This window comes from Flavisphingopyxis soli (assembly GCF_007995095.1).
Classification (GTDB): domain Bacteria; phylum Pseudomonadota; class Alphaproteobacteria; order Sphingomonadales; family Sphingomonadaceae; genus Flavisphingopyxis; species Flavisphingopyxis soli.
Map to the genome: position 1 here is coordinate 354,506 of NZ_VOPY01000001.1, position 23,989 is coordinate 378,494.

The window sequence follows — 23,989 nt, forward strand, 5'->3', positions numbered from 1 at the left end:
CCTTGCCACTCGTTTTCAGCATGGGACGCGATCCAGCCGTCCGCCTATTGTGGGATTTCCAGACATGATATTCGACCGCGTCAAACCGCTCGACGCCATCCTGGCCGTCGCCGAAAAGAAATCGCTCAAGCGCACGCTCGGACCGATCCAGCTGATGCTGTTCGGCATCGGCTGTATCATCGGCACGGGCATTTTCGTGCTGACCTCGGTCGGCGCGCAGAAGGCCGGCCCTGGCCTGATGCTCGCCTTCGCGATTGCCGGCGCGGTCTGCATCGTCGCCGCGCTTTGCTATGCCGAGATCGCCGCGATGATCCCCGTCGCGGGCAGCGCCTATACCTACAGCTACGCGACCGTCGGCGAATTCCTCGCCTGGACCGTCGGCTGGGCGTTGATCATGGAGTACGCGATCGCTGCCGCTGCGGTTTCGGTCGGCTGGTCGGGTTATTTTGCCGGCACCATTCTCAACGAGTTCCTCGGCGTACACCTGCCGCAGGCGCTGGCGCACGGGCCGCTCATTCTCGGCGGCGAAGAGGGCGGGGTGATCAACCTGCCCGCCGCGCTGATCGCGCTGCTCGTCACCGGCCTGCTCATCCTCGGCACCAGCGAGAGCGCCAAGGTCAACGCGGTGCTCGTCGCGATCAAGGTCACCGCGCTTACCGCGTTCATCGCGCTGACGCTGACCAGCCCCGAATTCAGCGCCGATCGCTTCAATCCCTTCCTCCCCGCCGGACTGTTCGGCGTCTGGGGCACCGGCACCGGCGCGGTCGGCGCGGCGGCGACGATGTTCTTCGCCTATGTCGGCTTCGACGCGGTCTCGACTGCGGCCGAAGAGACCAAGGATCCGCAGCGCAACGTCCCGATCGGCCTGATCGGTTCGCTTTTGTTCTGCACCGTGTTCTACATCCTCGTTGCCGCCGGCGCGATCGGCACGATCGGCGGACAGCCGATCATGTCGGGCGGCCTGCCGGTCGAGGCTGGCTCGGTCGAACTCGCCCGCCAGTGCGCGCTGCCGCAATATTCCCAGGCGCTGGTCTGCTCGGACGAGGCACTGGCCCACGTCCTCAGGGAGATCGGCTTCTCGGGCGTCGGCAACATGCTCGGCGTCGCCGCCTTCCTGGCGCTGCCGTCGGTGATCCTTGTCCTGCTGTTCGGCCAGACGCGCATCTTCTTCGTCATGAGCCGCGACGGCCTGCTGCCGCCGCTGCTCAGCCGGGTCCACCCGCGCTTCAAGACGCCGCACGTGGTGACCGCGATTACCGGTTCGCTGGTGGCTATAGGGGCGGCGTTCTTCCCCGTCGGGCAGCTTGCCGACATCTCGAACGCGGGGACGCTCTATGCCTTCCTGATGGTCGCGGTGGCGGTGATGATGCTGCGCCGGACCGATCCCGCGCGCAAACGCTCTTTCCGCGTCCCAGCGCTCTGGCTGATCGGACCGCTGACGATCGCAGGCTGCATCTTCCTGTTCGTCAACCTGCCGACCAACGCGATGCTGTTCCTGCCGATCTGGGGCGTCCTCGGGCTGTTCGTCTATTTCCTCTACAGCCGCCGCAACAGCCTTCTCGGCCGCGGTATCGTCGAGGTGCACGAGGACGATTATGCCGATCTGGAACCGCCGATCCCGGGCACGCACGACGCCTGATCGAACGCCTTCATAGACGGAAAAGGGGACCCGCGCGGGTCCCCTTTTTTGTGTCCTCGCTATTCGGGCATCGCCGGGGTGCCCGGCGGCATCCGGCGCTTGAACAGCTCCCAGCGCTCGGACCAGGCGACGAGGACCAGCGCGACCAGGCCGGTGATCAGGAACCCGGTTGCCATCGGCACCACGCTGCCGTCGAACAGCTGGCCAATGACCGCGCCGATGCCCGCCGCGAGCAGCGTGCGGGCGAACTGCTGGAAGCTCGACGCCGCACCCGCCATGCGACCGAACGGCTGCATCGCGATCGAGCCGAAATTGGATCCGGTAAAGCCGATCATCGACATGTTGGCGGCAATCAGGACGAGGAAGATCGGCAGCGTCTCGTGCGCCAACGAGGCGGCGGCGATCTGCGCGCCCGACAACAGGATGAAGGCGATCAGCGCGGTGTGGCTGACGCGGCGCGCGCCGAAGCGTTCGACGATGCGCGAATTGAACCAGTTCGAAATCGCGATCGACGCGGCGACCGCAGCAAAGGCGTAGGGAAAGATATCGGCGGCGTCGAAGATGTCGGCAAAGATCTGCTGCGCCGAATTGAGATAGCCGAACAGTCCGCCCATGACGACGCCGCTGGCGAGGACATAGCCCAATGCGCCGCGGTTGGTCACGACCTCGCGCCACGTCGCCGCGACGTCATCGACGCGGATCGGAATGACGTTGGCGGGGTCGAGCGTCTCGGGCAATCGCAGCCAGGCCCACAGGCCGACGACGCCCGACAGGACGACGAACAGGATGAAAATATACCGCCAGCTGGCGACATAGAGGATCATCTGCCCGACCGTCGGGGCGATGATCGGCACTGCCATGAAGACGATGAAGACGAGGCTGACGAGCCGCGCCATGCGGTCGCCCGAAAAACGATCGCGGATCACCGCGAGCGCAACCACGCCCATCGCTGCGGCGGCGAGGCCCTGCGCAAAGCGAAAGCCGAGCAGCGCGGTAAAGCTCGTCGAAAATCCGCCCAGCGCGGCGAAAATTGCATAAGCGCAAATCGCCGACAGCAGCACCGGCTTGCGACCGAAGCGATCGGCGAGCGATCCGTAGAACAATGCGCCGATCGCCGAACCGAACAGATAGGCCGACAGGATGTACTGGCGATCGTTTGCCGCGGCGACGCCGAGCGCGTTGCCGATCGCGGGAAAGGCGGGCAGCATCGCGTCGATGGCGAGCGCGTTCAACGCCATCAACGACGCCATCAGCGCGAGGAATTCGCGAAATCCCATCGGGAAATCAGGCGCCCTGGTGGCGGCGGTCGATGATGAGTGCGAGGATTTGGTCATGCGAAGGGCCTGTCGAATTTGGCGCTGGTTACGCCAACGAGCGACCGCACGCCAGTCGGCGCGCGATCGCTCGGAAGAAACGGCTAAGCCGCGCCGAACGACCGGCGCGACCGGGATTAGCTACGGATCAGAACACCGTCGATGACATGCACGACGCCGTTCGATGCCTGGTGCGATGCGCTGCCGATCGTCGCGCTCGCGCCGCCGGGCGCGGTGACCGTGATCGCGTCGCCCTGTTTGGCAAAGGTCAGCACGTCGCCCGCCATCGTCTTGAGTTCGGCACTGCCGCCGCCCGCCTCGATCGCCTTGGCGATGTCGGCGGTGGTCACCGTGCCGGGAACGATATGGCCGGTCAGCAGGCTGGTCAGCTGTGGCTTGGCCTCGGCCGACTTGAGCGTTGCCAGGACGTCGTCGGGGACGCCATCGAGCGCGGCGTTCGACGGCGCGAACACGGTGTATGGCCCACGCCCGTCGAGCGTCGCTGCAAGATCGGCCGACGCGAACAACGCCTTGGTACCCGACAGGCTGCTGTCATCAGCCAGCACCGTGGTCAGCGTATCGGCACTCGCCTCGCTGCCCGCGGCAGCGGTCGTGCTGCCCGGCTCGTTCGGGACCTTCTTGCAGCCGCCGAGCGACAGCGCGACGGCGGCCAGTCCCAGGATCGGAAGCGCCAAGGCGCGACGTGTCTTCGTCATGGTCATTATCCCTGTTATGCTAATGTTCGGCGGCCGATGCGGCGACTGCGCAGCGTCAGATCAGCAGCGAAATCGCGGCCTTGATGAGCTGCGTCGTCGGATCGATTCGATAGACCTGGCCATCGGCATAGCGATAGCTGGCATCGGGCGTATCGTAATAGCGATCGCGATAGGCGAGCGGGACATTGTAGACGCCATAACCCGACGGCGCCTGCTGGCCAACGGTCCAGTCGTCACCCGTCAGCAGAGCCGCGATCGACTGGATCGCCTGCGTCTTGGGATCGACTGCGAAAATCGCACGGTCGGCGTAGCGATAGTCGTAGTTCTCGTTCTGGCCGTAATAGGCGTTGTAATAGGTCGGCATCGACTGCGCCGCGTAATTGCTCGGGAAGACCTGCCCGACGCCGAGCGCCCCGCCGAGAACCGGCAACCACGAGACGATCGAGTTGCCCTGAGTGCGATAGAGATAGCCGTCATTATAGCTATAGCCGTCGCGATAGTCGCGATAGCGGGTCGGGATCGATGCGAACAACGGCGCATAGCGATCCTGGCGCTGGTACATCTTCTTCGCCTGGCCCGGCGCCATGCAGCCATTGTGCTTCTTGGCTAGGCCCGGAGGGCAGCCCTCGATGATCATGTGGCTGGCCATGAAGCGGCGGGCGTCGTCACGGTGCGGCGCGTCCATCCGCCGCGCGGCATAGCGGCCCGCATCGTCATCGCGTGACGAGCGGACGTCCTCGCGCTTGCGATAGTCCTTGGCGCGCTTTTCAACCGCCTTGCGGTAATCCTTGGCGTCCTTGCGATAGGCCTTGGCGTCGACCTTGACGGCCTTCTCGACCGACTTGCGCGCTCCTTTGCCGGCGGGACCGTGGGCCTGGGCGCGCATGCTCGCGCCGTGACCTTTTTCGCCGTGATCCTTGTCACCGCCATGGCCCTTGCCCTGCGCCAGCGCGGGGGCTGCAATGGCCATAGCGATCGCACCTGAAAGCATCAAAACATGTCGCATAATCAATTCCTTTGGTTGCGGCTTAAACGCCGCGCCAACCAATGGGTTCCTGCTCCAGATTAATAGGCGGACTTCGTTTCGATAACGTATCGTTCGTAAATCATCGGTTCAGCCCGACTGGCGCAGCGCGCACAGATCGCCGCCGTCGTTGGGTCGCGGCGACTATTTGCAGGAGTCGATCGCGATGAAGCCCTATGTGCCTGCCTTATTTGCTCTTGTCCTTGGCGGCTGTGCCGCGGCCCAGATGGTCCAGCCCGCTTCGCTTGCAGAGGCTGCGCCGATCCGCATCGAACAGATCGGCGGCGGACGCAGTGGGCAGTTTTCGTTCACCGATGGCCACGATGCGTTTGCCGGCCGCTTCGTCCGGTCGGCTGACAGGCTGAGTTATTTCGACACGATCAAGGACCATCGCGGTACGACCGATTTCACGCTTGCGGGCCCCCATCTTTCGGCACCGCTCTCGGCGCGGTGCGATTTTGCCGAACGCGTGCTCGAGATCGGCATTTTCACCTCGACGCCCGAACGGTTTGCCTATCGCTGCTCGTTCCTGTCGGACGGGCGTCCAATTCCGGCGCGTTTCGAATTGCAGGAGGGGCCGAGCGCGACACTCAAGCGCGACCGCCGCGGCGAAATTGCGCTCGACCGCGTTATCCTGCAAATCCGATCGATCCATCGCATAGAGCGCTCGCCACTGCCGGTAGCCGCGCCGATCGGCTATCTGTTCGAGCGTGACGGGATGGCGGTCGGCTCGGTCGAAATCAACGGCACGCCCGAAGTCCGCATCTTCCCGACCGACGATCCGGCGGTGCGGCGCGCGGTCTATGTCGGCGCGCTGGCGCTCGCCTTGCTATGGGATCCCGCGAACAACACCGACTAGTCGCTGGAACCGCGATCAGACGTCGAGATTGGCGACGTTGAGCGCGTTTTCCTGGATGAACTCGCGGCGCGGTTCGACCTCGTCGCCCATCAGTCGTTCGAAGATGTCGCCGGCGATGTCGGCCTGTTCGACCGCGACGCGCAGCAGCGAGCGGTTTTCGGGGTCGAGCGTGGTTTCCCACAATTGCTCGGCATTCATCTCGCCGAGACCCTTGTAGCGCTGGACCGACAGGCCCTTGCGGCCGAAGGCGAGGATCGCCTCCATCAGCTCGCTCGGCCGCGTGATCTGCGTGCCGGTGGTGGCGCTCGCGGTCGCGGGCGTTTCGTCGCCTTCGGCCTCGGCCTCGTCGCCGCTGCCGATCTTGACCAGCTGGCTGACCGTCAGATAGCTCTCGGCATCTTCGGCGGCGAGCTTGTGCAGCTTGCGCGCTTCGGCCGATCCGACGAACTTTGCGTCGATCGCATGGTGATCGGTCACGCCGCGCCACGCGCGCTGGAGGAGATAGCCGCCGTCCTCGCCGACGCTGCCGGTCCAGCGTGCCTCGGCATCCTGGCCGTCGAGCCAGCGGGCGGTCTCGGTGACCGCGGCCTCCTGTTCGGCGCGTGTCGCGTCGGGCTTCAGCGCGCCGCGGATCGCGAGCGCCTCAATCAGGCCGTAATCATAGCGCCGCGGCACATAGGCCATCAGGCTGCGCATCCGCCGCGCATGCGCGATCAGCGCGCGCAGATCCTCGCCGGCGCGGGCGCCGCCGCTGGTTTCGAGCTGCAGCCCACCGATCCCGGCATCGACGAGATACTGGTCGAGCGCATTGTCGTCCTTGAGGTACACCTCCGAGCGGCCCTTGGCGACTTTGTAGAGCGGCGGCTGGGCGATGTAGAGATAGCCGCCTTCGACGATCTGCGGCATCTGGCGATAGAAGAAGGTCAGCAGCAGCGTGCGGATATGCGCGCCGTCGACATCGGCGTCGGTCATGATCACGACCTTGTGATAGCGCAGCTTCTCGATGTTGAAATCGTCGCGGATGCCGGTGCCCATCGCCTGGATCAGCGTGCCGACCTCCTTCGACGAGATGATCCGGTCGAAGCGTGCGCGCTCGACGTTGAGGATCTTGCCCTTCAGCGGCAAGATCGCCTGGTAATGGCGATCGCGGCCCTGTTTGGCCGAGCCGCCGGCCGAATCGCCCTCGACGAGGAACAGTTCGGATTTGGCAGGGTCGCGCTCCTGACAGTCGGCGAGCTTGCCGGGCAGGCTGGCGATATCCATCGCGCCCTTGCGCCGCGTCAGTTCGCGCGCCTTCTTGGCGGCCTCGCGCGCGGCGGCGGCATCGATCACCTTCTGGATGATCGATTTGGCGTGCGCGGGGTTTTCCTCGAGCCATTCGGCCATCTTGTCGGCCATCAGGCTTTCGAGCGGCTGGCGCACTTCGGAACTGACCAGCTTGTCCTTGGTCTGCGAACTGAACTTGGGATCGGGCAATTTCACCGAAACGATCGCGGTCAGGCCTTCGCGCATGTCCTCGCCGTTGAGCGTAACCTTCTCGCGCTTCATCATGCCCGATTTCTCGGCATAGTTGTTGAGCGTGCGCGTCAGTGCAGAGCGGAACGCGGCGATATGCGTGCCGCCGTCGCGCTGAGGGATGTTGTTGGTGAAGGCGAGGACATTCTCGTAATAGCTGTCGTTCCATTCGAGCGCGACGTCGATCGTGATGTCGTCGCGCGTGCCCGTGATCGCGACCGGATCTGGCATCAGCGCAATCTTGTTGCGATCGAGATACTGGACGAACGCGGCAATCCCGCCCTCGTAATAGAGATCGTGCTCCTTGGCCTCCTCGTGGCGTTCGTCGCGCAGGATGACGCGCACGCCCGAGTTCAGGAAGGCGAGCTCGCGATAGCGATGCTCGAGCCGGTCGAAATCGTACTCGGTGATCTTGAAGGTGTCGGGGCTCGGCAGGAACGTGACCTTGGTCCCCTTGCGCGGGCGGCCGTCGCTCGACGGCGGCGCATCGCCGCGCTCGACCAGCGGGCCGACCGCATCGCCATGGGCAAAGCGCATCCAGTATTCCTTGCCGTCGCGCCAGATCGTCAGCTCGAGCCATTCGCTCAATGCGTTCACGACAGACACGCCGACGCCGTGGAGACCGCCCGAGACCTTGTAGGCGTTCTCGTCGTTGGTGTTGTCGAACTTCCCGCCGGCGTGGAGCTGGGTCATGATGACCTCGGCCGCCGAGACGCCTTCGCCCTTGTGCATGTCAACGGGGATGCCGCGGCCGTTATCCTCGACCGAAACCGACCCGTCCGCGTTCAGCGTGATCAGCACGCGGTCGCAATGCCCCGCCAGCGCCTCGTCGATCGCATTGTCCGAAACTTCGAACACCATGTGGTGCAGGCCAGAGCCGTCATCGGTATCGCCGATATACATGCCCGGGCGTTTCCGGACAGCGTCCAGGCCCTTGAGAACCTTGATCGAATCCGCCTCATAGAGGTTCTGGTTCGATTCCTTGACGGCGGGCGTTGCGGGGGCGTTTTCAGCGCCGCTTTCGGGCGTGTTTTCAATCGGGTCTGTCATGCCGATTCTATAGGCCAAAGGGGGGCAAAACCCAAGGGAAAAGGATCATTCCTCCCCGCCACGGGGAGGGGGACCAGCCGCAGGCTGGTGGAGGGGCGCGGTACGTTCCGAGTAGCGGACGATGTGCCGCGCGGCGTCGGTCAAAAGGCCTTGGAACCCCGACCGAGGCGAAGCTTAAATCCGCGACCTGCCCCTCCGTCAGTCCTGCGGACCGCCACCTCCCCGGTTCGGGGAGGAATTTGTTAGCTCACCAAGCAATCTCATCGCCCGAATAATCCCAGAAGCGTCCCGTCGTCGCCAGATCGAGCTCGTTGACGATCTTGGCCAGGCCGGCGATGCTCGTCTTGGTGTCGATCATCGCATTGGGGCCGCCCATGTCGGTCTGGACCCAGCCGGGGTGGACGACGGCGACGGCGATGTCGTCAGCCTTGAACTCGATTGCCAGGCTCTTCCACGCCGCGTTGAGCGCCGCCTTGGATGAGCGATAGGCATAGAAGCCGCCGCTATCGTTGTCGGCGATGCTGCCCATCCGGCTCGTCGTCGCGATCGCCTTTTTGAGGCGTCCCGCCTTGAGGTTGGGCTTGAGCCTGAGCGCGAGCAGCGTCGGCGCGACGGTGTTGACCGCGAAGGTGTCCATCCAGCCGTCGCGATCGGGTACCATCGGCCCCATCACGCCCGCATTCGACAGCAGCACGTCGATCGGCGTGTCGCCCAGCTCGGCGACGAACGCATCGACGCTCGCCGGATCGGCAAGGTCGAGCGCCAGCACGCGCGCGCCGGTCGCGGCGAGGTCGCCCGCCTCACCGGGCTCGCGCGCCGTGGCGATGACGTCCCAGCCCTCGTGCGTGTAGTGCCTGGCGAATTCGAGCCCGATGCCGCGATTGGCGCCGGTGATCAGGATATTGGGCATGGCTATTCCTTTATCATTCCTCCCCGGACCGGGGAGGGGGACCAGCCTCTGGCTGGTGGAGGGGCAGGGCGCGTCCGGCGTGGTCGACGATATGCCGCACCACGCTTTCGATATCGTCCAGCACATCGCTCGCCGGAATGCGCAACACGGTCACGCCTTGCGAACTTAGATAACGCGCCCGCGCTTCATCACGTTCCGTCGCGTTGAGGCCGTCATGCGCTATCCCGTCGACCTCTATTGCCAGCCGCGCCTGCGCGCAGAAGAAATCGAGTATATAGACGCCTGCCGGATGCTGGCGGCGAAACTTCAATTCGCCGGGGCGCTGGCGTAACTCTCGCCAGAGCAGGCCTTCGGGCAGGGTCAGCGCCTTGCGTAAAGTGCGCGCCTTGCGAACGGTTTCGCCGGGGCCGTTGATCATCGCGTGGCGTTCATACGATAGCTGCCCCTCCACCGCCTTCGGCGGTCCCCCTCCCCGGGACGGGGAGGAATGGATGCATCAGAACGTCTCGCCCTTGTCGGCCTTCTCCCTCAGCAACGGCGCGACGTCGAAGCCGTTTTTCTCCAATCCCTCGACGATCTTCTTGAGGCCTTCCTGGCCCGCCCAGAACATCGGTCCGCCCTTGTACGGCGGCCAGCCATAGCCGTAGACCCAGACGACATCGATATCGCTCGCGCGCTGCGCCTTGCCCTCGGCGAGGATCTTCGCGCCCTCGTTGACCATCGTATAGAGCGTGCGCTCGATGATCTCCTGGTCGGTGATCTCATGCTGTTCGGCGCCGCTCTTCTTGCGGAAGTCCTCGATAATCTCGGCAACGCGCGGGCTCTCGCTCGGCTGGCGGTTGGCGTCGTAATCGTAGAAGCCGGCGCCCTTTTTCTGGCCCCAGCGTCCCTCGGCGGCGAGCGCGTCGCGGATGCTTTCGATGCGGTTGGGATCGCGGTGCCAGCCGATATCGACGCCGGCGAGATCGCTCATCTGGAACGGCCCCATCGGCATGCCGAAATCGACATGGACCTTGTCGACCCGCGCCGGCGTCGCGCCTTCCATGAGGAGCTTCATCGCCTCCATCTGGCGCGGGATCAGCATGCGGTTGCCGATAAAGCCATAGCAAACGCCCGCGACGACCGCGACCTTGCGGATTGTCTTGGCCAGCGCCATCGCGGTGGCCAGCACGTCGTTGGCGGTTTTGTCACCGCGCACGACCTCGAGCAGCTTCATGATGTTGGCGGGCGAGAAGAAGTGCAGCCCCAATACGTCCTGCGGGCGGCTGGTGCTCGCGGCGATCTCGTTGATGTCGAGATAGCTGGTGTTGCTCGCCAGGATCGCGCCGGGCTTGGCGATTTTATCGAGCTTGCCGAACACCTCTTTCTTGACGTCCATGTTCTCGAACACCGCCTCGATGATGAGGTCGCAGTCGGAAAGGTCTTCCATTTTGAGCGTGGGGGTCAGCGCGCCCATCGCCGCCTCGACCTGCGCTTCGGTCATCCGGCCCTTTTTCGCGGTCGCCTCGTAATTCTTGCGAATGAGGCCGGTGCCGTGGTCGAGCGCTTCCTGCTTCATCTCGACGATCGTCACGGGAATTCCTGCACTGAGGAAGTTCATCGAAATGCCGCCGCCCATCGTGCCCGCGCCGATGACGCCGACGCGCTTGATCTTGCGCAGCTTGATATCGGGGGCGATGCCGTCGATCTTTGACGCCTTGCGCTCGGCAAAGAAGATGTGGCGCAGCGCCGCCGATTGCGGCGAGAACATCAGCTTCATGAACGCGTCACGCTCGAACTGCAGGCCCTCGGCGAGCGGCAGGCGCGTCGCCGCCTCGACGCAGTCGATATTGGCGGCAGGCGCCAGCTGGCCGCGGAAACGCTTGGCGTTCTTCGCCTTGAAATCCTCGATTGCCTTGGCATCGGCGGTCGCGTCCTTTTCACCGACGCGCGGGATCGGGCGTGCGGCGGCGACCTCATTGGCGAAGGCGAGCGCGTCGGCCTTGAGGCTGTCCTCGCCCGCGAGCCGATCAACCAGCCCGGCTTCGTGTGCCTGTTTGGCCGAAATCGGGTCGCCCTTGGCGGTCATTTCGAGCGCCAGCGGCACGCCTACCAAACGTGGCAGGCGCTGCGTCCCGCCTGCACCGGGGAGCAGGCCGAGTTTGACTTCGGGCGTGCCGAACTTCGCCGACGGCACCGCGATGCGGTAATGCGAACCGAGCGCGGTCTCGCAGCCGCCGCCCAATGCAGTGCCGTGGACCGCGGCGATAATCGGCTTGGCGAAGCCTTCCATCCGCTCGACCATGGCGGGCAGCAGCGGCTCGACCGGCGGCTTGGTGAACTCGGTGATGTCGGCCCCGGCAAACCAGGTTTTCCCCGCGCAGATCAGCAGCACGGCCTTGATGCCATCGTCGCCCTCGGCCTCGTCGAGCGCTTGCCAGATGCCGGTGCGGACTGCGGCGCTCAATGCGTTGACCGGCGGATTGTCGCTGGTGACGATCAGGATATCGCCGTCGCGTTGGGTCGAAATGGGGCTGGTGTCGGTCATGTTAGCTTCCTTGGATTTAGCGGTAATCGGCTTTGACGCTCGAGATGATGGCTTCGGCCTTTGCGAACAAGGCCGGATCGATTGTAAGATCGGACGCGGCGGCGTTTTCGCTGACCTGTTCAGGGCGGCTCGCGCCGACGATCGCGGCGGTGATATTGGGCAGGCGCAGGACCCAGGCGATGGCGAACTGGGCGAGGCTGCAGCCCGCTTCGTCGGCGAGCGGCTTCAATTTCTGCACCGCCTCGAGCGTCGTGTCCTGCATCAGCCACGAGATGAATCCGCCCATTTCGTCCGACGCGGCGCGGCTGTCGGCGGGGGGCTGCTCGCCGGGGAGGTATTTGCCGCTGAGCACGCCCTGAGCCAAAGGAGACCAGACGATCTGGCCGATGCCGTTGGCTTCGCTCAGCGGAATCACTTCTTCCTCGGGCTCGCGCCAGAGCAGTGAATATTGTGGCTGGCTCGACACGAACTTGACGGTGCCCGGCACGGCGAGCGCGTCGCGGATATTCTGCGGGCTCCATTCGGAAAAGCCGATCGCGCGCGCCTTGCCCGATCGCACGACCTCGCTCAGCGCCTCCATCGTTTCGGCGATCGGCGTGTCGTCGTCATAGCGGTGGCACTGGTAGAGATCGACGTAATCGGTCTGCAATCGCTCGAGCGACGCGTCGATCTGCTTGGCGATCTGCTTCGCCGACAGGCCCTTGTCGGTATCGGTCATCGGGAAGAACAGCTTGGTCGCAAGGACGTATGAATCGCGCTTGCGGTCCTTCAATGCCTCGCCAAGAAAGCTCTCGGCGGCGCCCTTGCCATAGATGTTGGCGGTGTCGATGAAGTTGATGCCTTCGTCGAAGGCGCGGTCGATGCACGCCTTGGCATTCGCCGTATCGACGCCGACGCCATAGGTCAGCCAGCTGCCGAGGCAGATGTCGCTGACGGTGATGCCGCTGTCGCCGAGTTCTCTGAATTGCATGGTCGCTCCTTATCGTCGGCGTGCCGCTAGCTTGCGGTCTTGCCGAACTCCTGGCGTGAAAAGGGATGCGAGCTCGATAGCCCGCCATCGACGACCAGTGCGTGGCCGTTGACATAGCTTGAACGTTTCGAGGCAAGGAAAAGTGCCGCCTCGGCGATTTCACTGGGCACGCCGCCGCGCCTGAGCGGATTGAGCTGCCCGATCCGCTGCTCCTTGCCCGCGGCGCGGACATGGTCGTAGATCGGCTGTGTCATGCCCGTCTCGATCAAGCCGGGGCAGATCGCGTTGACGCGGATGTTGCTTCCCGCCAGCTGTTGCGCGCCGATCCGCACGAGGTTGATGACGCCGGCCTTCGATGCCGAATAGGCCGGCCCGCCCGCACCCGATCGCAGCCCGGCGACGCTTGCGGTGGCGATGATCGACCCGGCGTCCTGCACGCCGCTTTCGATCAGTCCGGCCATCGCCTTGCCGGCATATTTGATGGCGAGGAACGGCCCGATCAGATTGACGCGCAAGATCTCGTGCCAGTCGTCGGCGGTCTGGTCGAATATCCCGGCAAAGCCGCCCGAGATGCCGGCATTGGCATATACGATGTCGAGCCGCCCGTGCGCCTTGACGACGCCATCGATCAACGCAGCCATCGCCACCTCGTCGCCGGCATCGGCCTGCACCGCGCTGATATTCTCGCCCAGCGTGGCGGTCTCGTTGGCGCTGTTGCCGACGTCGACCGCGATCACCCTTGCGCCGTTTGCGGCGAACAGCAGCGCCGTCGCGCGCCCGATCCCGCTGCCCGCGCCGGTCACAATCGCAACCTTGCCTGCCAGTTCCTTGCCAGCTCGCTCGTTCATGCTCCGGCCTTCCTTGCAAAATTCCACGCCGCCTCAGCCAGCGGTTCGACCTGTTTGGCCATTTCGGCGGCCTGCGCGCTGGCCGCGTTACCCGTGATGACGCGTTTGCGGATGCCCTGGACGATGCCCGCGAGGCGGAACAGGTTGAAGGCGAAATACCAGTCGAGCGGCGGCACGTCGGTCATCTCCGATCGCTCGCAATAGCGCGCCGCCATCTCGTCGATGCTCGGAATGCCGAGTTCGCCGAGATCGAGCCCGCCGAGCGCCGCGCGCCCTTCATAGGGCAGCGCCCAGTTCATCAGCAGATAGGCAAGATCGGCCATCGGATCGCCCAATGTCGACAGCTCCCAGTCGAGCACTGCGAGTACCCTGGTGCCGTCGGCCTCGAAGATCAGGTTGTCGATTCTATAGTCGCCGTGGACGAAGCCGCTGCGCTTCTGTTCGGGAAGGCTCGTCGGCAGGAAGGCGATCAGGCTTTCCATCGCCGGAATGTTGTCGGTTTCCGACGCGCGATATTGCCGCGTCCAGCGCGCGACCTGGCGTTCGAAATAATTGCCCGGTCTGCCGTAGTCGCCAAGCCCGACCGAGGCGGGATCGATCGCATGGAGCTGGGCGAGCACGTCGGCGAGCTCGAGATAGACCGCGCGACGTTCTTGCGGGGTCGCGTGCGGCATCTTGCCGTCCCAGATCGTCCGCCCCTCGACCAGCTCCATGACATAGAAGGCCGCGCCGATGACGCTGGTATCCTCGCACAGGCCATAGGGCGCGGCGACGGGAAAGCCGGTCGGGTGCAGCCCGGAAATCAGCCGGTATTCGCGGTCGACCGCGTGCGCGCTGGGGAGCAGGTCGCCGAACGGCTTGCGCCTGAGGACATAAGACTTGCCCGGCGTGTCGAGCCGATAGGTCGGGTTCGACTGGCCGCCCTTGAAGCGGCTCAGGCTCAGCGGTCCTGCGAAGCCGGTGATATTCTCGCGCAGCCACGCCTCGAGCGCGGCCTCGTCGAGCCGGTCCTTGCCCGCGACCGGCATCGTCCCGGTCATCGCGGTCTCTGCGTCGATGCTCAAAACACGATCACCGATCGGACGCTGTCGCCTGCACGCAATTTGTCGAGCGCTTCGTTGATCTCGTCGAGCGCGATCTCCTCGGCGACCATCTTGTCGAGCTGGAGGTCGCCGGCCAGATAGAGATCGACCAGTCGCGGCAGGTCGATCGGCGCGACGGTTGATCCCAGCAGCGAGCCTTGCAGCTTCTTGCCGGTGAGAAAGCTCGGCCCGGCAATCGAGACCGATTTGCCCGGCGCGATCATGCCGAGGATCGTCGCGGTGCCGCCGCGTTTCAGGATCGTCCAGGCGAGTTCGGCGGTTGCCGGCTGGCCGACGCACTCGATTGCGTAATCGAAGCCGCCGGTTGCCTTGAGCAGCGTCTTCGCCGCATCCTCGGCTGACGGATCGAACGCATCGGTCGCGCCCATTTCGAGCGCGAGCGCGCGCTTCGACGCGACCGGATCGATCGCATAGATCGTGCCCGCGCCGGCGATCTTTGCGGCGTTGATCGCGGCAAGGCCGATGCCGCCGCAGCCGATCACCGCGACGCTCTCACCCGGGGTCAGCTTGCAGTCGTTGAACACCGCGCCCGCGCCGGTCACCACCGCGCAGCCGAGCAAGGCTGCCTTGTCGAGCGGCATGTCTTTCCTGATCTTCACGCAGGCATTTTCATGCACCAGCATCTTTTCCGCATAGCCCGACAGGTTGAGGAAGGTCGCGATCGGCGCGCCGTCCTGGCTCAGCCGCGGTGGCTGATCCTTGGCGCGGCGCGTCGAGGGATCGACGCACAAAGTGTATTTGCCCCTGAGGCACAGTTCGCACGTGCCGCAGAACACCGTGAAGAAGGTGACGACATGGTCGCCCGGCGCCAGCGCGCGCACCTCGCTGCCGACCGCCTCGACGACGCCCGACGCCTCGTGCCCCGGCACCGTCGGCAGCGGGTGGGGGAAGGCGCCATCGACGAAGTGCAGGTCCGACCGGCAGACGCCGCACGCCGCGGTCCTGATCAACACCTCGTGCGGTCCCGGCGCGTCGATATCGATCGTCTCGATCGCGAGCGGCGTGCCGGGCTCTCGCAGCACGGCGGCCTTGATCGGCTGGCGCTCACCCACGGCGCTCACCCTGCGCCTGTCGAAGGGGGCTGCGTGCCAAAGGCTTCGACAGGCTCAGCCTGAGCGCAAGTAAAGGCATAATTCTCACGCGTGCTTGCCGAATTCGATTCGCGCGATGCTGCGATTGTGCACTTCGTCGGGACCGTCGGCGAGCCGCAGCGTGCGGATGCCGGCATAGGCCTTGGCGAGACCGAAGTCGTCGCTCACGCCGCCGCCACCATGCGCCTGGATCGCGTCGTCGATGATCTGCAGCGCCATGCGCGGGGCCGCGACCTTGATCATCGCGATCTCGGCCTGGGCGGCCTTGTTGCCGACGCGGTCCATCATGTCGGCGGCCTTGAGGCACAGCAGCCGCGTCATCTCGATCTGGATGCGCGCTTCGGCGATGCGCTGTTCCCACACGCTCTGCTCGGAAATGCGCTTGCCGAAGGCGACGCGGTGCTGGAGCCGGTGCGCCATCTTGGCGAGCGCCTCTTCCGCCGTCCCGACGGTGCGCATGCAATGGTGGATGCGGCCCGGCCCGAGCCGCCCCTGCGCGATCTCGAAGCCGCGCCCTTCGCCGAGCAGCATCGCGTCCTCGGCATTGACCCGGACGTTGTCGAGCTTGATTTCCATATGGCCGTGCGGCGCGTCGTCATAGCCGAACACCGGCAGATGCCGCTCGATCGTGATCCCTTCTGCATCCATCGGCATCAGCACCATCGACTGTTGTTCGTGGCGGTTGGCCTCGAAATCGGTCTTGCCCATGACGATCGCGACCTTGCAGCGCGGATCGCCCGCGCCGCTCGACCACCATTTGCGCCCGTTGATGACGTAATCGTCGCCGTCGCGCGTGATGCTGCATTCGATGTTGGTCGCGTCCGAACTCGCCACCTGCGGTTCGGTCATCAGGAACGCCGAACGGACGTCGCCTTCCATCAGCGGTTTGAGCCAGCGGTCCTTCTGGCCGCGCGTGCCATAGCGGTGGATCACCTCCATGTTGCCGGTATCGGGCGCCGAGCAGTTGAACACCTCGCTCGCCCACTCGATCCGGCCCATCTCCTCGGCGCACAACGCATATTCGAGGTTGGTCAGGCCGGGGCCTTCGAATTCGAAACTATCGTCAACTGGCGTGCGGCCGCTCGACGGCGGCATGAACAGGTTCCAGATTCCGGCTGCCTTGGCGCGCGCCTTTTCTTCCTCGACAACGGGCAGCACCTTCCAGCGCTCGCCCTCGGCCTGCTGCGATTTGTAATCCTTGATCCGCGGCCGGACATTCGCTTCGATGAAGTCGCGCACCCGGTCGCGCCAATGGACCTGTCGTTCGGTCGGTTCGAAATCCATGGCGCTTTACTCTCCATCGGCGGGACTCGAACATCGGCCCCTTCACCACCCTGAGTGCCAGCTTAATACGGGCATTTCCAGCCCCGCGCGCTTGCCGCTACGGCATCGGTGCACGCGCTCAACGCGCTTGCCGCCCGCGAATCCGGGGCATAGCATGGGCAAAACGACAAGAGAGGATGACCATGGCCGAAGCTGCCCCCAATCCCGCTGGCGATCTCGATGCCTTTCGCGCCGAAACGCGCGAATGGCTCGACGCGAACTGCCCGCCCGAAATGCGCCTGCCCGTCCAGGACGAGGACGACGTCTGCTGGGGCGGGCGCGACTGGAGCTTCAAGTCGCCGGCGCAAAAGTCCTGGTTCGATGCCTGCGTCGCCAAGGGCTATACCGTCCCCGACTGGCCCAAGGCGTACGGCGGCGCGGGCCTCGATGCAGCCCGGACCAAGATCCTCAAGCAGGAAATGGCGCGGATCCATGCGCGCCCGCCGCTGTCGAGCTTCGGCATCTGGATGCTCGGCCCCGCTTTGCTCCATTTCGGCACCGAGGAGCAGAAGGTCCATTACCTCGGCGAGATCGCGCGCGGCGAGATCCGCTGGTGCCAGGGCTATAGCGAACCCGGCGCGGGATCCGACCTCGTCAGCCTGCAGACCTTTGGCCGCGACGAGGGCGACCACTGGGTCGTCAACGGACAGAAGGTGTGGACCAGCTATGCCGACAAGGCCGACTGGATATTCTGCCTCGTGCGCACCGACAAGGACGACAAGTATCGCGGGATCAGCTTCCTCTTGTTCGACATGGCGAGCGAAGGCGTTTCGACCAAGCCGATCAAGCTGATCAGCGGCAATTCGCCCTTCTGCGAGACGTTCTTCGACGATGTGAAGGTCCCCAAGGACCAGATCGTCGGCGAGCTCAACCGCGGCTGGGACGTCGCCAAATACCTCCTTGGCCACGAACGCGAGATGATCTCGGGCGGCGGCCTCGGCGGTGCGATGGTCTCGATCGGCGCGGCGTTCAAGGCGGAGGCGAAAGCCGACCCGATCCTGCGCACCGATTTTGCGCGCTTCGACGTCGACACGCTGGCGTTCCGCGCGATGGCCGAACGCTTCGTCGACCAGATGAAGTCGGGCCAGGGCCATCCCGCCCAGCCCAACATGATGAAATATGCCGGAACCGAGCTCAACAAGCGCCGCCACGAACTCGTCATGACCGCCGGCGGCAGCGACGCGCTCGAATGGGACAGTGCGGCGAGCGACGAGGGCAAGCGCCCGCGCGGCTGGCTCAGGACCAAGGCCAACAGCATCGAGGGCGGGACCAGCGAGGTGATGCTCAACGTCATCGCCAAGCGCATCCTCGAACTGCCCGACGCATAACGTTCAATGTCATTCCCGCGCAGGCGGGAATCCAGTCCGGCACTTGCACTGGATCCCCGCCTTCGCGGGGGATGACTTAGTAGATTAAGGACCAATCATGCCCCTCATTCTCGACGACGACCAGACGATGCTGCGCGATACCGCGCACGAATTCATGATGGGCGAAGGCTCGATCGCCAAGCAATTGCGCCACTGGCGCGACATGCAATGCAAGGACGGCTTCGGCCACGATCTGTGGCGCCAGTTCGGCGAAATGGGCTTTGCCGGGATGCTCGCCAGCGAGGCCGATGGCGGCCTCGGCATGGGCGCGGTCGAGGCGGGCGTGGTGATGGAGGAAATCGGCCGCAACCTGACTCCGTCGCCTTTCCTGTCGACCGCCATTGTCGGCGTCACCGCGCTCGCCGCCGCCGATGACGATGCGCGTGCCCGTTGGCTTCCGGGCATCGTCGAGGGACGCACCATCCTCGGCATCGCGATCGACGAAGGCGCCAGGCACGATCCATCCAACATCGCGATGACCGCGACCAAATCGGGCAACGGCTTCAAGCTCGACGGGCGCAAGCGCGCCGTCCTGCAGGGCGCTTCGGCCGACGCGCTGATCGTCGTCGCACGCACTTCGGGCGCGGCGGGCGACACGCAGGGTCTCACCGTCTTCGCGGTGCCGACCGATGCGGCTGGGTTATCGCGCGATGCCGTCCGGCTGGTCGACAGTTCGATGGCGGCGCATTGCGATTTCGACGGCGTCGAGGTCGATGGCGGCAGCGTCATTGGCGATGTCGACAATGGCTGGGCGGTGGTGTCGAAAATGCTCGCCGCTGGCCGCGCGGGCGCGGCGTCCGAAGCGGTCGGCGTCGGCGGCGGCGCGATGGACATCACCTTCGAATATTTGAAGGGCCGCAAGCAGTTCGGGCGTCATATCGGCAGCTTCCAGGCGCTCCAGCACCGCGCCGCGCATCTCTATTCCGAAATCGAGATCGCCCGCGCCGCGGTGTTGAAGGCCTGCCAGCTGATTGACGAGAATGCCGACAATGCCGAGCTGATGGTCTCGGTCGCCAAGGCCAAGGCCGGCGACGCTGCCAACCTCGCGGTCCGCGAAGGCGTCCAGATGCACGGCGGCGTCGGCATGACCGACGAATACGACATCGGCCTCTACATGAAACGCGACCGCGCGCTGGCCGAATATTTCGGCGATGGGCGCTACCATGCCAATCGCGTTGCCGAACTGCTGGGCTATTGATGCAACAGCCAACTCATCCCGCTCACCCCGAGCTTGTCGAAGGGTCAGCGCGTGCCGTAGCTTCGACCGGCTGGAAAGGGCAATAATGGACACTGAAAGTTTCGATCTCCTGCTCGACACGCTGCGCCGCTTTGTCGCCGAGCGGCTGCGCCCGCTCGAGGCGCAGGTTGCCGATACCGACGCGATCCCCGACAGCCTGATCGCCGAAATGCGCGAGATGGGCCTGTTCGGCCTGTCGATCCCAGAGGAATTCGGCGGGCTCGGCCTGTCGATGGTCGAGGAGATCGAGGTCGCCTTCGTCCTCGGCGGGACGACGCCGGCGATGCGATCGGCGTTCGGCACCAATGTCGGCATCGGCAGCCAGGCGATCGTCCAGGACGGCAACGATGCGCAGAAGGCCGCATGGCTCCCGCGCATTGCTTCGGGCGAGATCATCACCAGCTTCGCGCTGACCGAACCCGATGTCGGATCCGATTCGGGCGCGGTGAAGACACGCGCGACCAAGGCCAAGAGCGATGACGGCGCCGACGGCTACCGCCTGTCGGGATCGAAACGTTACATTACCAATGCCGACAAGGCCGACCTGTTCACCGTCATGGCGCGGACCGGCGGCGAGGGCGCGAGCGGCGTCTCGGCGTTCCTCGTGCCGCGCGACAGTGCGGGGCTCAGCGTCGGCGCGCCCGAAGCGAAAATGGGCCAGCAGGGCGCGCACGTCTGCGACGTCAATTTCGACGACGTCTTCGTGCCCGCAGAGAACCGCGTCGGTCCCGAGGGCGAAGGCTTCAAGGTCGCAATGCGCGTGCTCGATCGCGGCCGCCTTCACATCTCGGCGGTCTGCGTCGGCGTTGCCGAACGGCTGATCGCCGACGCGGTCGCCTATGCGACGCAGCGCAAGCAGTTCGGCCAGCCGATCTCCGACTTCCAGATGATCCAGGCGATGATCGCCGATTCGAAGGCCGAATGCATGGCGGCCAAGGCGCTGGTGCGAGAGACCGCGCGAAAGAAGGACGCTGGCGCGCGCATCACGCTCGACTGCGCCGCCGCGAAACTCATCGCCAGCGAGATGGTCGGCCGTGTCGCCGATCGCGCCGTGCAGATACTGGGCGGCGCAGGCTATATCGCCGACTATGGCGTCGAACGCCTCTACCGCGACGTGCGCCTGTTCCGCATCTACGAAGGTACCAGCGAGATCCAGCGATTGATCATTGCGCGCGAGACAATCAAGGCGGGCGGATAGCCTATTCCCCCTCCTCTTCAGGGGAGGGGGTTAGGGGGTGGGGGCGGCTAGGCCCTGCGTCCCGACTGCCCCACCCCAACCCCTCCCCCGAAGAGGAGGGGCTTAGAAATCAAGGAGAACACAGATGGACATTTCAACGCTCTTCCGCCTCGACGGCAAGGTCGCGCTCGTCACCGGCGGGTCGCGCGGCATCGGCCTGATGATCGCGCGCGGCTATATCGACAGCGGCGCCAAGGTGTATATTTCGAGCCGCAAGGCCGAGGTCTGCGATGCCGTCGCCGAAGAACTCGGCCCCAACTGCATCTCGCTGCCGCACGACATCTCGACCGTCGCCGGTTGCGATGCGCTTGCCGCAGACTTCGCCGCCCGCGAGGACAGGCTCGACATATTGGTCAACAATGCCGGCGCCGCCTGGGCCGCCGAATTCGGGGAATTTCCCGAAAGCGGCTGGGACAAGGTCATGGACCTCAACGTCAAGTCGCCCTTCTTCCTGACGCAGGCGCTGTTTCCCCAGCTCAAGGCGGCGGGGAAAGAGGGCGCACCGGCCAAGGTGATCAACATCGGCTCGATCGACGGCCAGCGGCTCAACCCCTGGGAAACCTACAGCTATCACGCTTCGAAGGCGGCGATCCTGTGGCTGACCAAACGGATGGCCGCGCGCATGGTCAAGGACCACATCAACGTCACCGCGATCGCGCCGGGCGCCTTTGCCAGCGACATGAACAAGGCGGCGCGCGATCACGGCGATGCCGTGGCTCAGGCGATCCCGGCCAGGCGCATCGGCGAGGCCGAGGACATGGCGGGCGCGGCGATCTACCTCGCATCGCGCGCGGGCGATTACGTCATCGGCGAAACGCTGACCGTCGACGGCGGCCTCGTCGGGGCCGATGTCAGGACGAGCATCGGCGCCTAGGCTGCCGAACTCTTGACGTTCACAAAGGGTGTGTTATATTGATAGCTCACCCATCAAGGAGCCTGCCATGCGTGCCCATATCCTCGCTTCCGCGCTTGCCTTTGCCACGCTCGCTTCGGGCTGCAGCCTGACCAGCGACGACGCCGACGATGCCGCGGCCAAGGGCGCGAAATCGGAAGAATCGACCGACATCGCGATCAACCTCGGCGACGAGGATGGCAAGATCGCGATCAAGTCCGACGGCAGCGACAAGAACCGCGTCAATCTGAAGCTCCCGGGGATCGACATCAACGTCAAGGTGCCCAATATCGACATCAAGGCGGGCGACGTCGATATCGGTGGCGTCGACATGTATCCCGGCACCAAGCTCAAGAGCTTCAATATCGATGCCGGCAAGAGCTCTGGCACCGAAAAGGCGATCGTCCGCGTCGGCATGACATTTCCCGCGACCGCCGCCAGCGTCGCCGATTATTACGAAGGCGCGATGAAGCAAAAGGACGTCACCTATACGCGCAAGGGTGGCAATTTCTCGGGGACCACCGATGACGGCGACAGCTTTACCCTCGCCATCGCCGATGCCGGAAAAACGAGCACCGGCGACCTGACGATCCGCGAAGCGAAATAATACGTTTCTGTGTCATTCGCGCGTAGGCGGGAATCCAGCCCGAGCGCTCAATCGTTACGATCGGTCTGAGTTGGATCCTCGCCTTCGCGGGGAATACGCCCGTCATAAACGATGGCGGCGATTACGCCTCGAGTTCGATGTCCCAGTAGAGCCAGTCCTGCCAGCTCTGGTGCAGGTAGTTGGGCGGGAAGGCGCGGCCCTGGTCCTGCAACTGCCAGTTGGTCGGGCGCGTCGGTTCGACGTGGAGCGGCATGCGCGCCTCGCGCGGGGTGCGGCCGCCCTTCCTGAAATTGCACGGGCTGCACGCGGTCGCGACATTCTCCCACGTCGTCCGGCCGCCCTGGCGGCGCGGGATGACGTGATCGAAGGTCAGGTCGCGCGTGCTGCCGCAATACTGGCAGCAGAACTTGTCGCGCAGGAACAGGTTGAAGCGCGTGAAGGCGGGATATTCGGACGGTTTGACATATTGCCTGAGCGCGATGACCGACGGGATATTCATCGCCCAATTGGGGCTGTGGACCTCGCGCTCATAGCTTTCGACGACCTGGACGCGATCGAGGAAGACCGACTTGATCGCGGTCTGCCACGGCCACAGGCTCAGCGGATAATAGCTCAGCGGCGTGTAGTCGGCATTGAGCACCAGCGACGGGCACTGGTCGGGATGCCGGTTGAGGTCGGGATGGAACACCGGACGTCGCCCCCCTTGGCTCGCCCGCAAGGGTGCGGGCTTGTGCTTGACGCCGCATGTCGCGCCGAAGCATGACAGGGCCATTACAAGCCGCGCCGGCGATGGCGTCAAGCAGGAAATGTCTCAATATGTTGCGGGTCGGACACATCGGGCACTCAAAATATGCCCAGATCTGACGGCATGACGCCGCCCGGCAGCATCGTCACGCGTTTCGCTCCCAGCCCCTCGGGAGAACTCCATCTCGGCCATGCCTATGCGGCGATCGTCGCGCACGACACCGCCCGCGCGCGGCCCGGGGGGCGTTTCATCCTGCGGATTGACGACATCGATCCCGGCCGTTCGCGCCCCGAACATGTCGATGCCATCCTCGCCGATCTTGCCTGGCTCGGGCTCGCCTGGGACGGCGATCCGGTGTTCCAGTCGGACCGGCTCGACAGCTATGCCGCCGCGCTCGACACGTTGCGCAGCGGCGGCTTTGCCTATCCGTGTTTTTGCACGCGCGCCGACATCGCTGCCGAGATCGCCGCAAGCGATGTCGCGCCGCACGGTCCCGCCGCCTCGCGCTATCCCGGCACCTGCCGCGCGATCCCGGCGGCAGAGGCGATGGCACGCTGCGCAGCCGAGCCGCATTGCTGGCGTCTCGACACCGCGCGCGCTGCAGATTCGGTCGGGCCGCTCGATTGGCACGAAGACGGCGTCGGCACGATCGCCGCCGATCCGCTCGCCGCCGGCGACATCGTCCTCGCGCGCAAGGATGCCCCGGCGAGCTATCACCTTGCCAATGTCGTCGACGACGCCGCGCTCGGCGTCACCTGCGTCGTGCGTGGCAGCGACCTGGCCGACGCGACGCATGTCCAGCGGCTGCTCCAGGCGCTGCTCGGACTGCCGACCCCCGATTATCGCCATCACGCGCTTGTCGTCGGATCGGACGGCAAACGCCTCGCCAAGCGCGACCATGCCGCCGGCCTCGCGACGTTACGGCAAGGCGGGATCGACGGTGCCAGGCTCGCCACCGATCTGCGCGCGCACCGCTTTCCTACTGGATATTCGCTCGCGAACGCCTAGATTGGGTC

General features: G+C 65.0%; 21 protein-coding genes. 8 read left to right on the forward strand and 13 right to left on the reverse strand.

From position 1 onward, the window contains the following. Positions 1–64 precede the first annotated feature (64 nt). The gene (locus tag FSZ31_RS01795; protein WP_147121346.1) at positions 65–1,639 is read left to right on the forward strand and encodes an amino acid permease; all 1,575 of its coding nucleotides are present in this window, start codon (positions 65–67) and stop codon (positions 1,637–1,639) included. A 59-nt stretch (positions 1,640–1,698) separates the two neighbouring features. Here the strand turns inward: FSZ31_RS01795 and FSZ31_RS01800 are convergent, their stop codons facing one another. From FSZ31_RS01800 to FSZ31_RS01810, 3 genes are all read right to left on the reverse strand, one after another. Then, on the reverse strand, positions 1,699–2,973 hold the full coding sequence (locus tag FSZ31_RS01800) for a multidrug effflux MFS transporter (RefSeq protein ID WP_147121347.1): 1,275 nt from the start codon (positions 2,971–2,973) through the stop codon (positions 1,699–1,701). 116 nt (positions 2,974–3,089) lie between these two features. Continuing rightward, positions 3,090–3,668, reverse strand: coding sequence for a fasciclin domain-containing protein (locus FSZ31_RS01805; protein WP_161595921.1), 579 nt, complete (start codon positions 3,666–3,668; stop codon positions 3,090–3,092). Between the two features lie 55 nt (positions 3,669–3,723). Further along, positions 3,724–4,638, reverse strand: coding sequence for a hypothetical protein (locus FSZ31_RS01810; RefSeq protein ID WP_147121349.1), 915 nt, complete (start codon positions 4,636–4,638; stop codon positions 3,724–3,726). Positions 4,639–4,858: 220 nt separating this feature from the next. Here FSZ31_RS01810 and FSZ31_RS01815 point away from each other — a divergent pair, with 220 nt between their 5' ends. Beyond that, complete coding sequence (locus FSZ31_RS01815; RefSeq protein WP_456236445.1) at positions 4,859–5,551, forward strand: VV20781 family protein; 693 nt, start codon at positions 4,859–4,861, stop codon at positions 5,549–5,551. A 15-nt stretch (positions 5,552–5,566) separates the two neighbouring features. Here the strand turns inward: FSZ31_RS01815 and gyrB are convergent, their stop codons facing one another. From gyrB to FSZ31_RS01860, 9 genes are all read right to left on the reverse strand, one after another. After that, the gene (gyrB, locus tag FSZ31_RS01820) at positions 5,567–8,116 is read right to left on the reverse strand and encodes a DNA topoisomerase (ATP-hydrolyzing) subunit B (RefSeq protein ID WP_147121351.1); all 2,550 of its coding nucleotides are present in this window, start codon (positions 8,114–8,116) and stop codon (positions 5,567–5,569) included. Positions 8,117–8,363: 247 nt separating this feature from the next. Then, positions 8,364–9,026, reverse strand: a complete 663-nt coding sequence (locus FSZ31_RS01825) for an SDR family oxidoreductase (RefSeq protein ID WP_147121352.1) — start codon at positions 9,024–9,026, stop codon at positions 8,364–8,366. A 13-nt stretch (positions 9,027–9,039) separates the two neighbouring features. Further along, positions 9,040–9,444 (reverse strand): endonuclease domain-containing protein, encoded by a 405-nt coding sequence (locus FSZ31_RS01830; protein WP_147121353.1) that lies wholly within the window; start codon positions 9,442–9,444, stop codon positions 9,040–9,042. 78 nt (positions 9,445–9,522) lie between these two features. Beyond that, positions 9,523–11,553 carry a 3-hydroxyacyl-CoA dehydrogenase NAD-binding domain-containing protein gene (locus tag FSZ31_RS01835; RefSeq protein ID WP_147121354.1) on the reverse strand — a complete coding sequence of 677 codons (2,031 nt, stop codon included), beginning with the start codon at positions 11,551–11,553 and terminating at the stop codon, positions 9,523–9,525. Between the two features lie 16 nt (positions 11,554–11,569). Continuing rightward, positions 11,570–12,523, reverse strand: a complete 954-nt coding sequence (locus FSZ31_RS01840; RefSeq protein ID WP_147121355.1) for an aldo/keto reductase family protein — start codon at positions 12,521–12,523, stop codon at positions 11,570–11,572. A gap of 26 nt (positions 12,524–12,549) precedes the next feature. Further along, entirely contained in the window at positions 12,550–13,371 is an 822-nt protein-coding gene (locus FSZ31_RS01845) for an SDR family NAD(P)-dependent oxidoreductase (RefSeq protein ID WP_147121356.1), read from the reverse strand. After that, a complete protein-coding gene (locus FSZ31_RS01850; protein WP_147122491.1) occupies positions 13,368–14,411 on the reverse strand; it encodes a phosphotransferase family protein in 1,044 nt (347 codons plus the stop codon). The genes FSZ31_RS01845 and FSZ31_RS01850 overlap by 4 nt, the downstream gene beginning before the upstream one ends. Positions 14,412–14,431: 20 nt before the next feature. After that, positions 14,432–15,508, reverse strand: a complete 1,077-nt coding sequence (locus FSZ31_RS01855; RefSeq protein ID WP_147122490.1) for a Zn-dependent alcohol dehydrogenase — start codon at positions 15,506–15,508, stop codon at positions 14,432–14,434. A gap of 102 nt (positions 15,509–15,610) precedes the next feature. Further along, on the reverse strand, positions 15,611–16,849 hold the full coding sequence (locus tag FSZ31_RS01860; RefSeq protein ID WP_147121357.1) for an acyl-CoA dehydrogenase family protein: 1,239 nt from the start codon (positions 16,847–16,849) through the stop codon (positions 15,611–15,613). A gap of 182 nt (positions 16,850–17,031) precedes the next feature. Here FSZ31_RS01860 and FSZ31_RS01865 point away from each other — a divergent pair, with 182 nt between their 5' ends. The 5 genes from FSZ31_RS01865 (at position 17,032) to FSZ31_RS01885 (ending at position 22,228) form a co-directional block, all read left to right on the forward strand. Then, positions 17,032–18,216, forward strand: coding sequence for an acyl-CoA dehydrogenase family protein (locus FSZ31_RS01865; protein ID WP_147121358.1), 1,185 nt, complete (start codon positions 17,032–17,034; stop codon positions 18,214–18,216). 97 nt (positions 18,217–18,313) lie between these two features. Then, positions 18,314–19,453 (forward strand): acyl-CoA dehydrogenase family protein, encoded by a 1,140-nt coding sequence (locus tag FSZ31_RS01870; protein WP_147121359.1) that lies wholly within the window; start codon positions 18,314–18,316, stop codon positions 19,451–19,453. 85 nt (positions 19,454–19,538) lie between these two features. Next, the gene (locus FSZ31_RS01875; RefSeq protein WP_147121360.1) at positions 19,539–20,690 is read left to right on the forward strand and encodes an acyl-CoA dehydrogenase family protein; all 1,152 of its coding nucleotides are present in this window, start codon (positions 19,539–19,541) and stop codon (positions 20,688–20,690) included. 124 nt (positions 20,691–20,814) lie between these two features. Beyond that, positions 20,815–21,603 carry an SDR family oxidoreductase gene (locus FSZ31_RS01880; RefSeq protein WP_147121361.1) on the forward strand — a complete coding sequence of 263 codons (789 nt, stop codon included), beginning with the start codon at positions 20,815–20,817 and terminating at the stop codon, positions 21,601–21,603. Positions 21,604–21,670: 67 nt separating this feature from the next. Then, a complete protein-coding gene (locus tag FSZ31_RS01885) occupies positions 21,671–22,228 on the forward strand; it encodes a hypothetical protein (RefSeq protein WP_147121362.1) in 558 nt (185 codons plus the stop codon). A 121-nt stretch (positions 22,229–22,349) separates the two neighbouring features. On the opposite strand, the gene FSZ31_RS01890 is transcribed toward FSZ31_RS01885, so the two are convergent. Beyond that, positions 22,350–22,916, reverse strand: a complete 567-nt coding sequence (locus tag FSZ31_RS01890; protein WP_147121363.1) for an HNH endonuclease — start codon at positions 22,914–22,916, stop codon at positions 22,350–22,352. 162 nt (positions 22,917–23,078) lie between these two features. On the opposite strand from FSZ31_RS01890, the gene gluQRS reads away from it, so the two are divergent. Beyond that, positions 23,079–23,981 carry a tRNA glutamyl-Q(34) synthetase GluQRS gene (gene gluQRS / locus FSZ31_RS01895; protein ID WP_236643616.1) on the forward strand — a complete coding sequence of 301 codons (903 nt, stop codon included), beginning with the start codon at positions 23,079–23,081 and terminating at the stop codon, positions 23,979–23,981. The last annotated feature ends 8 nt before the right edge of the window (positions 23,982–23,989 follow it).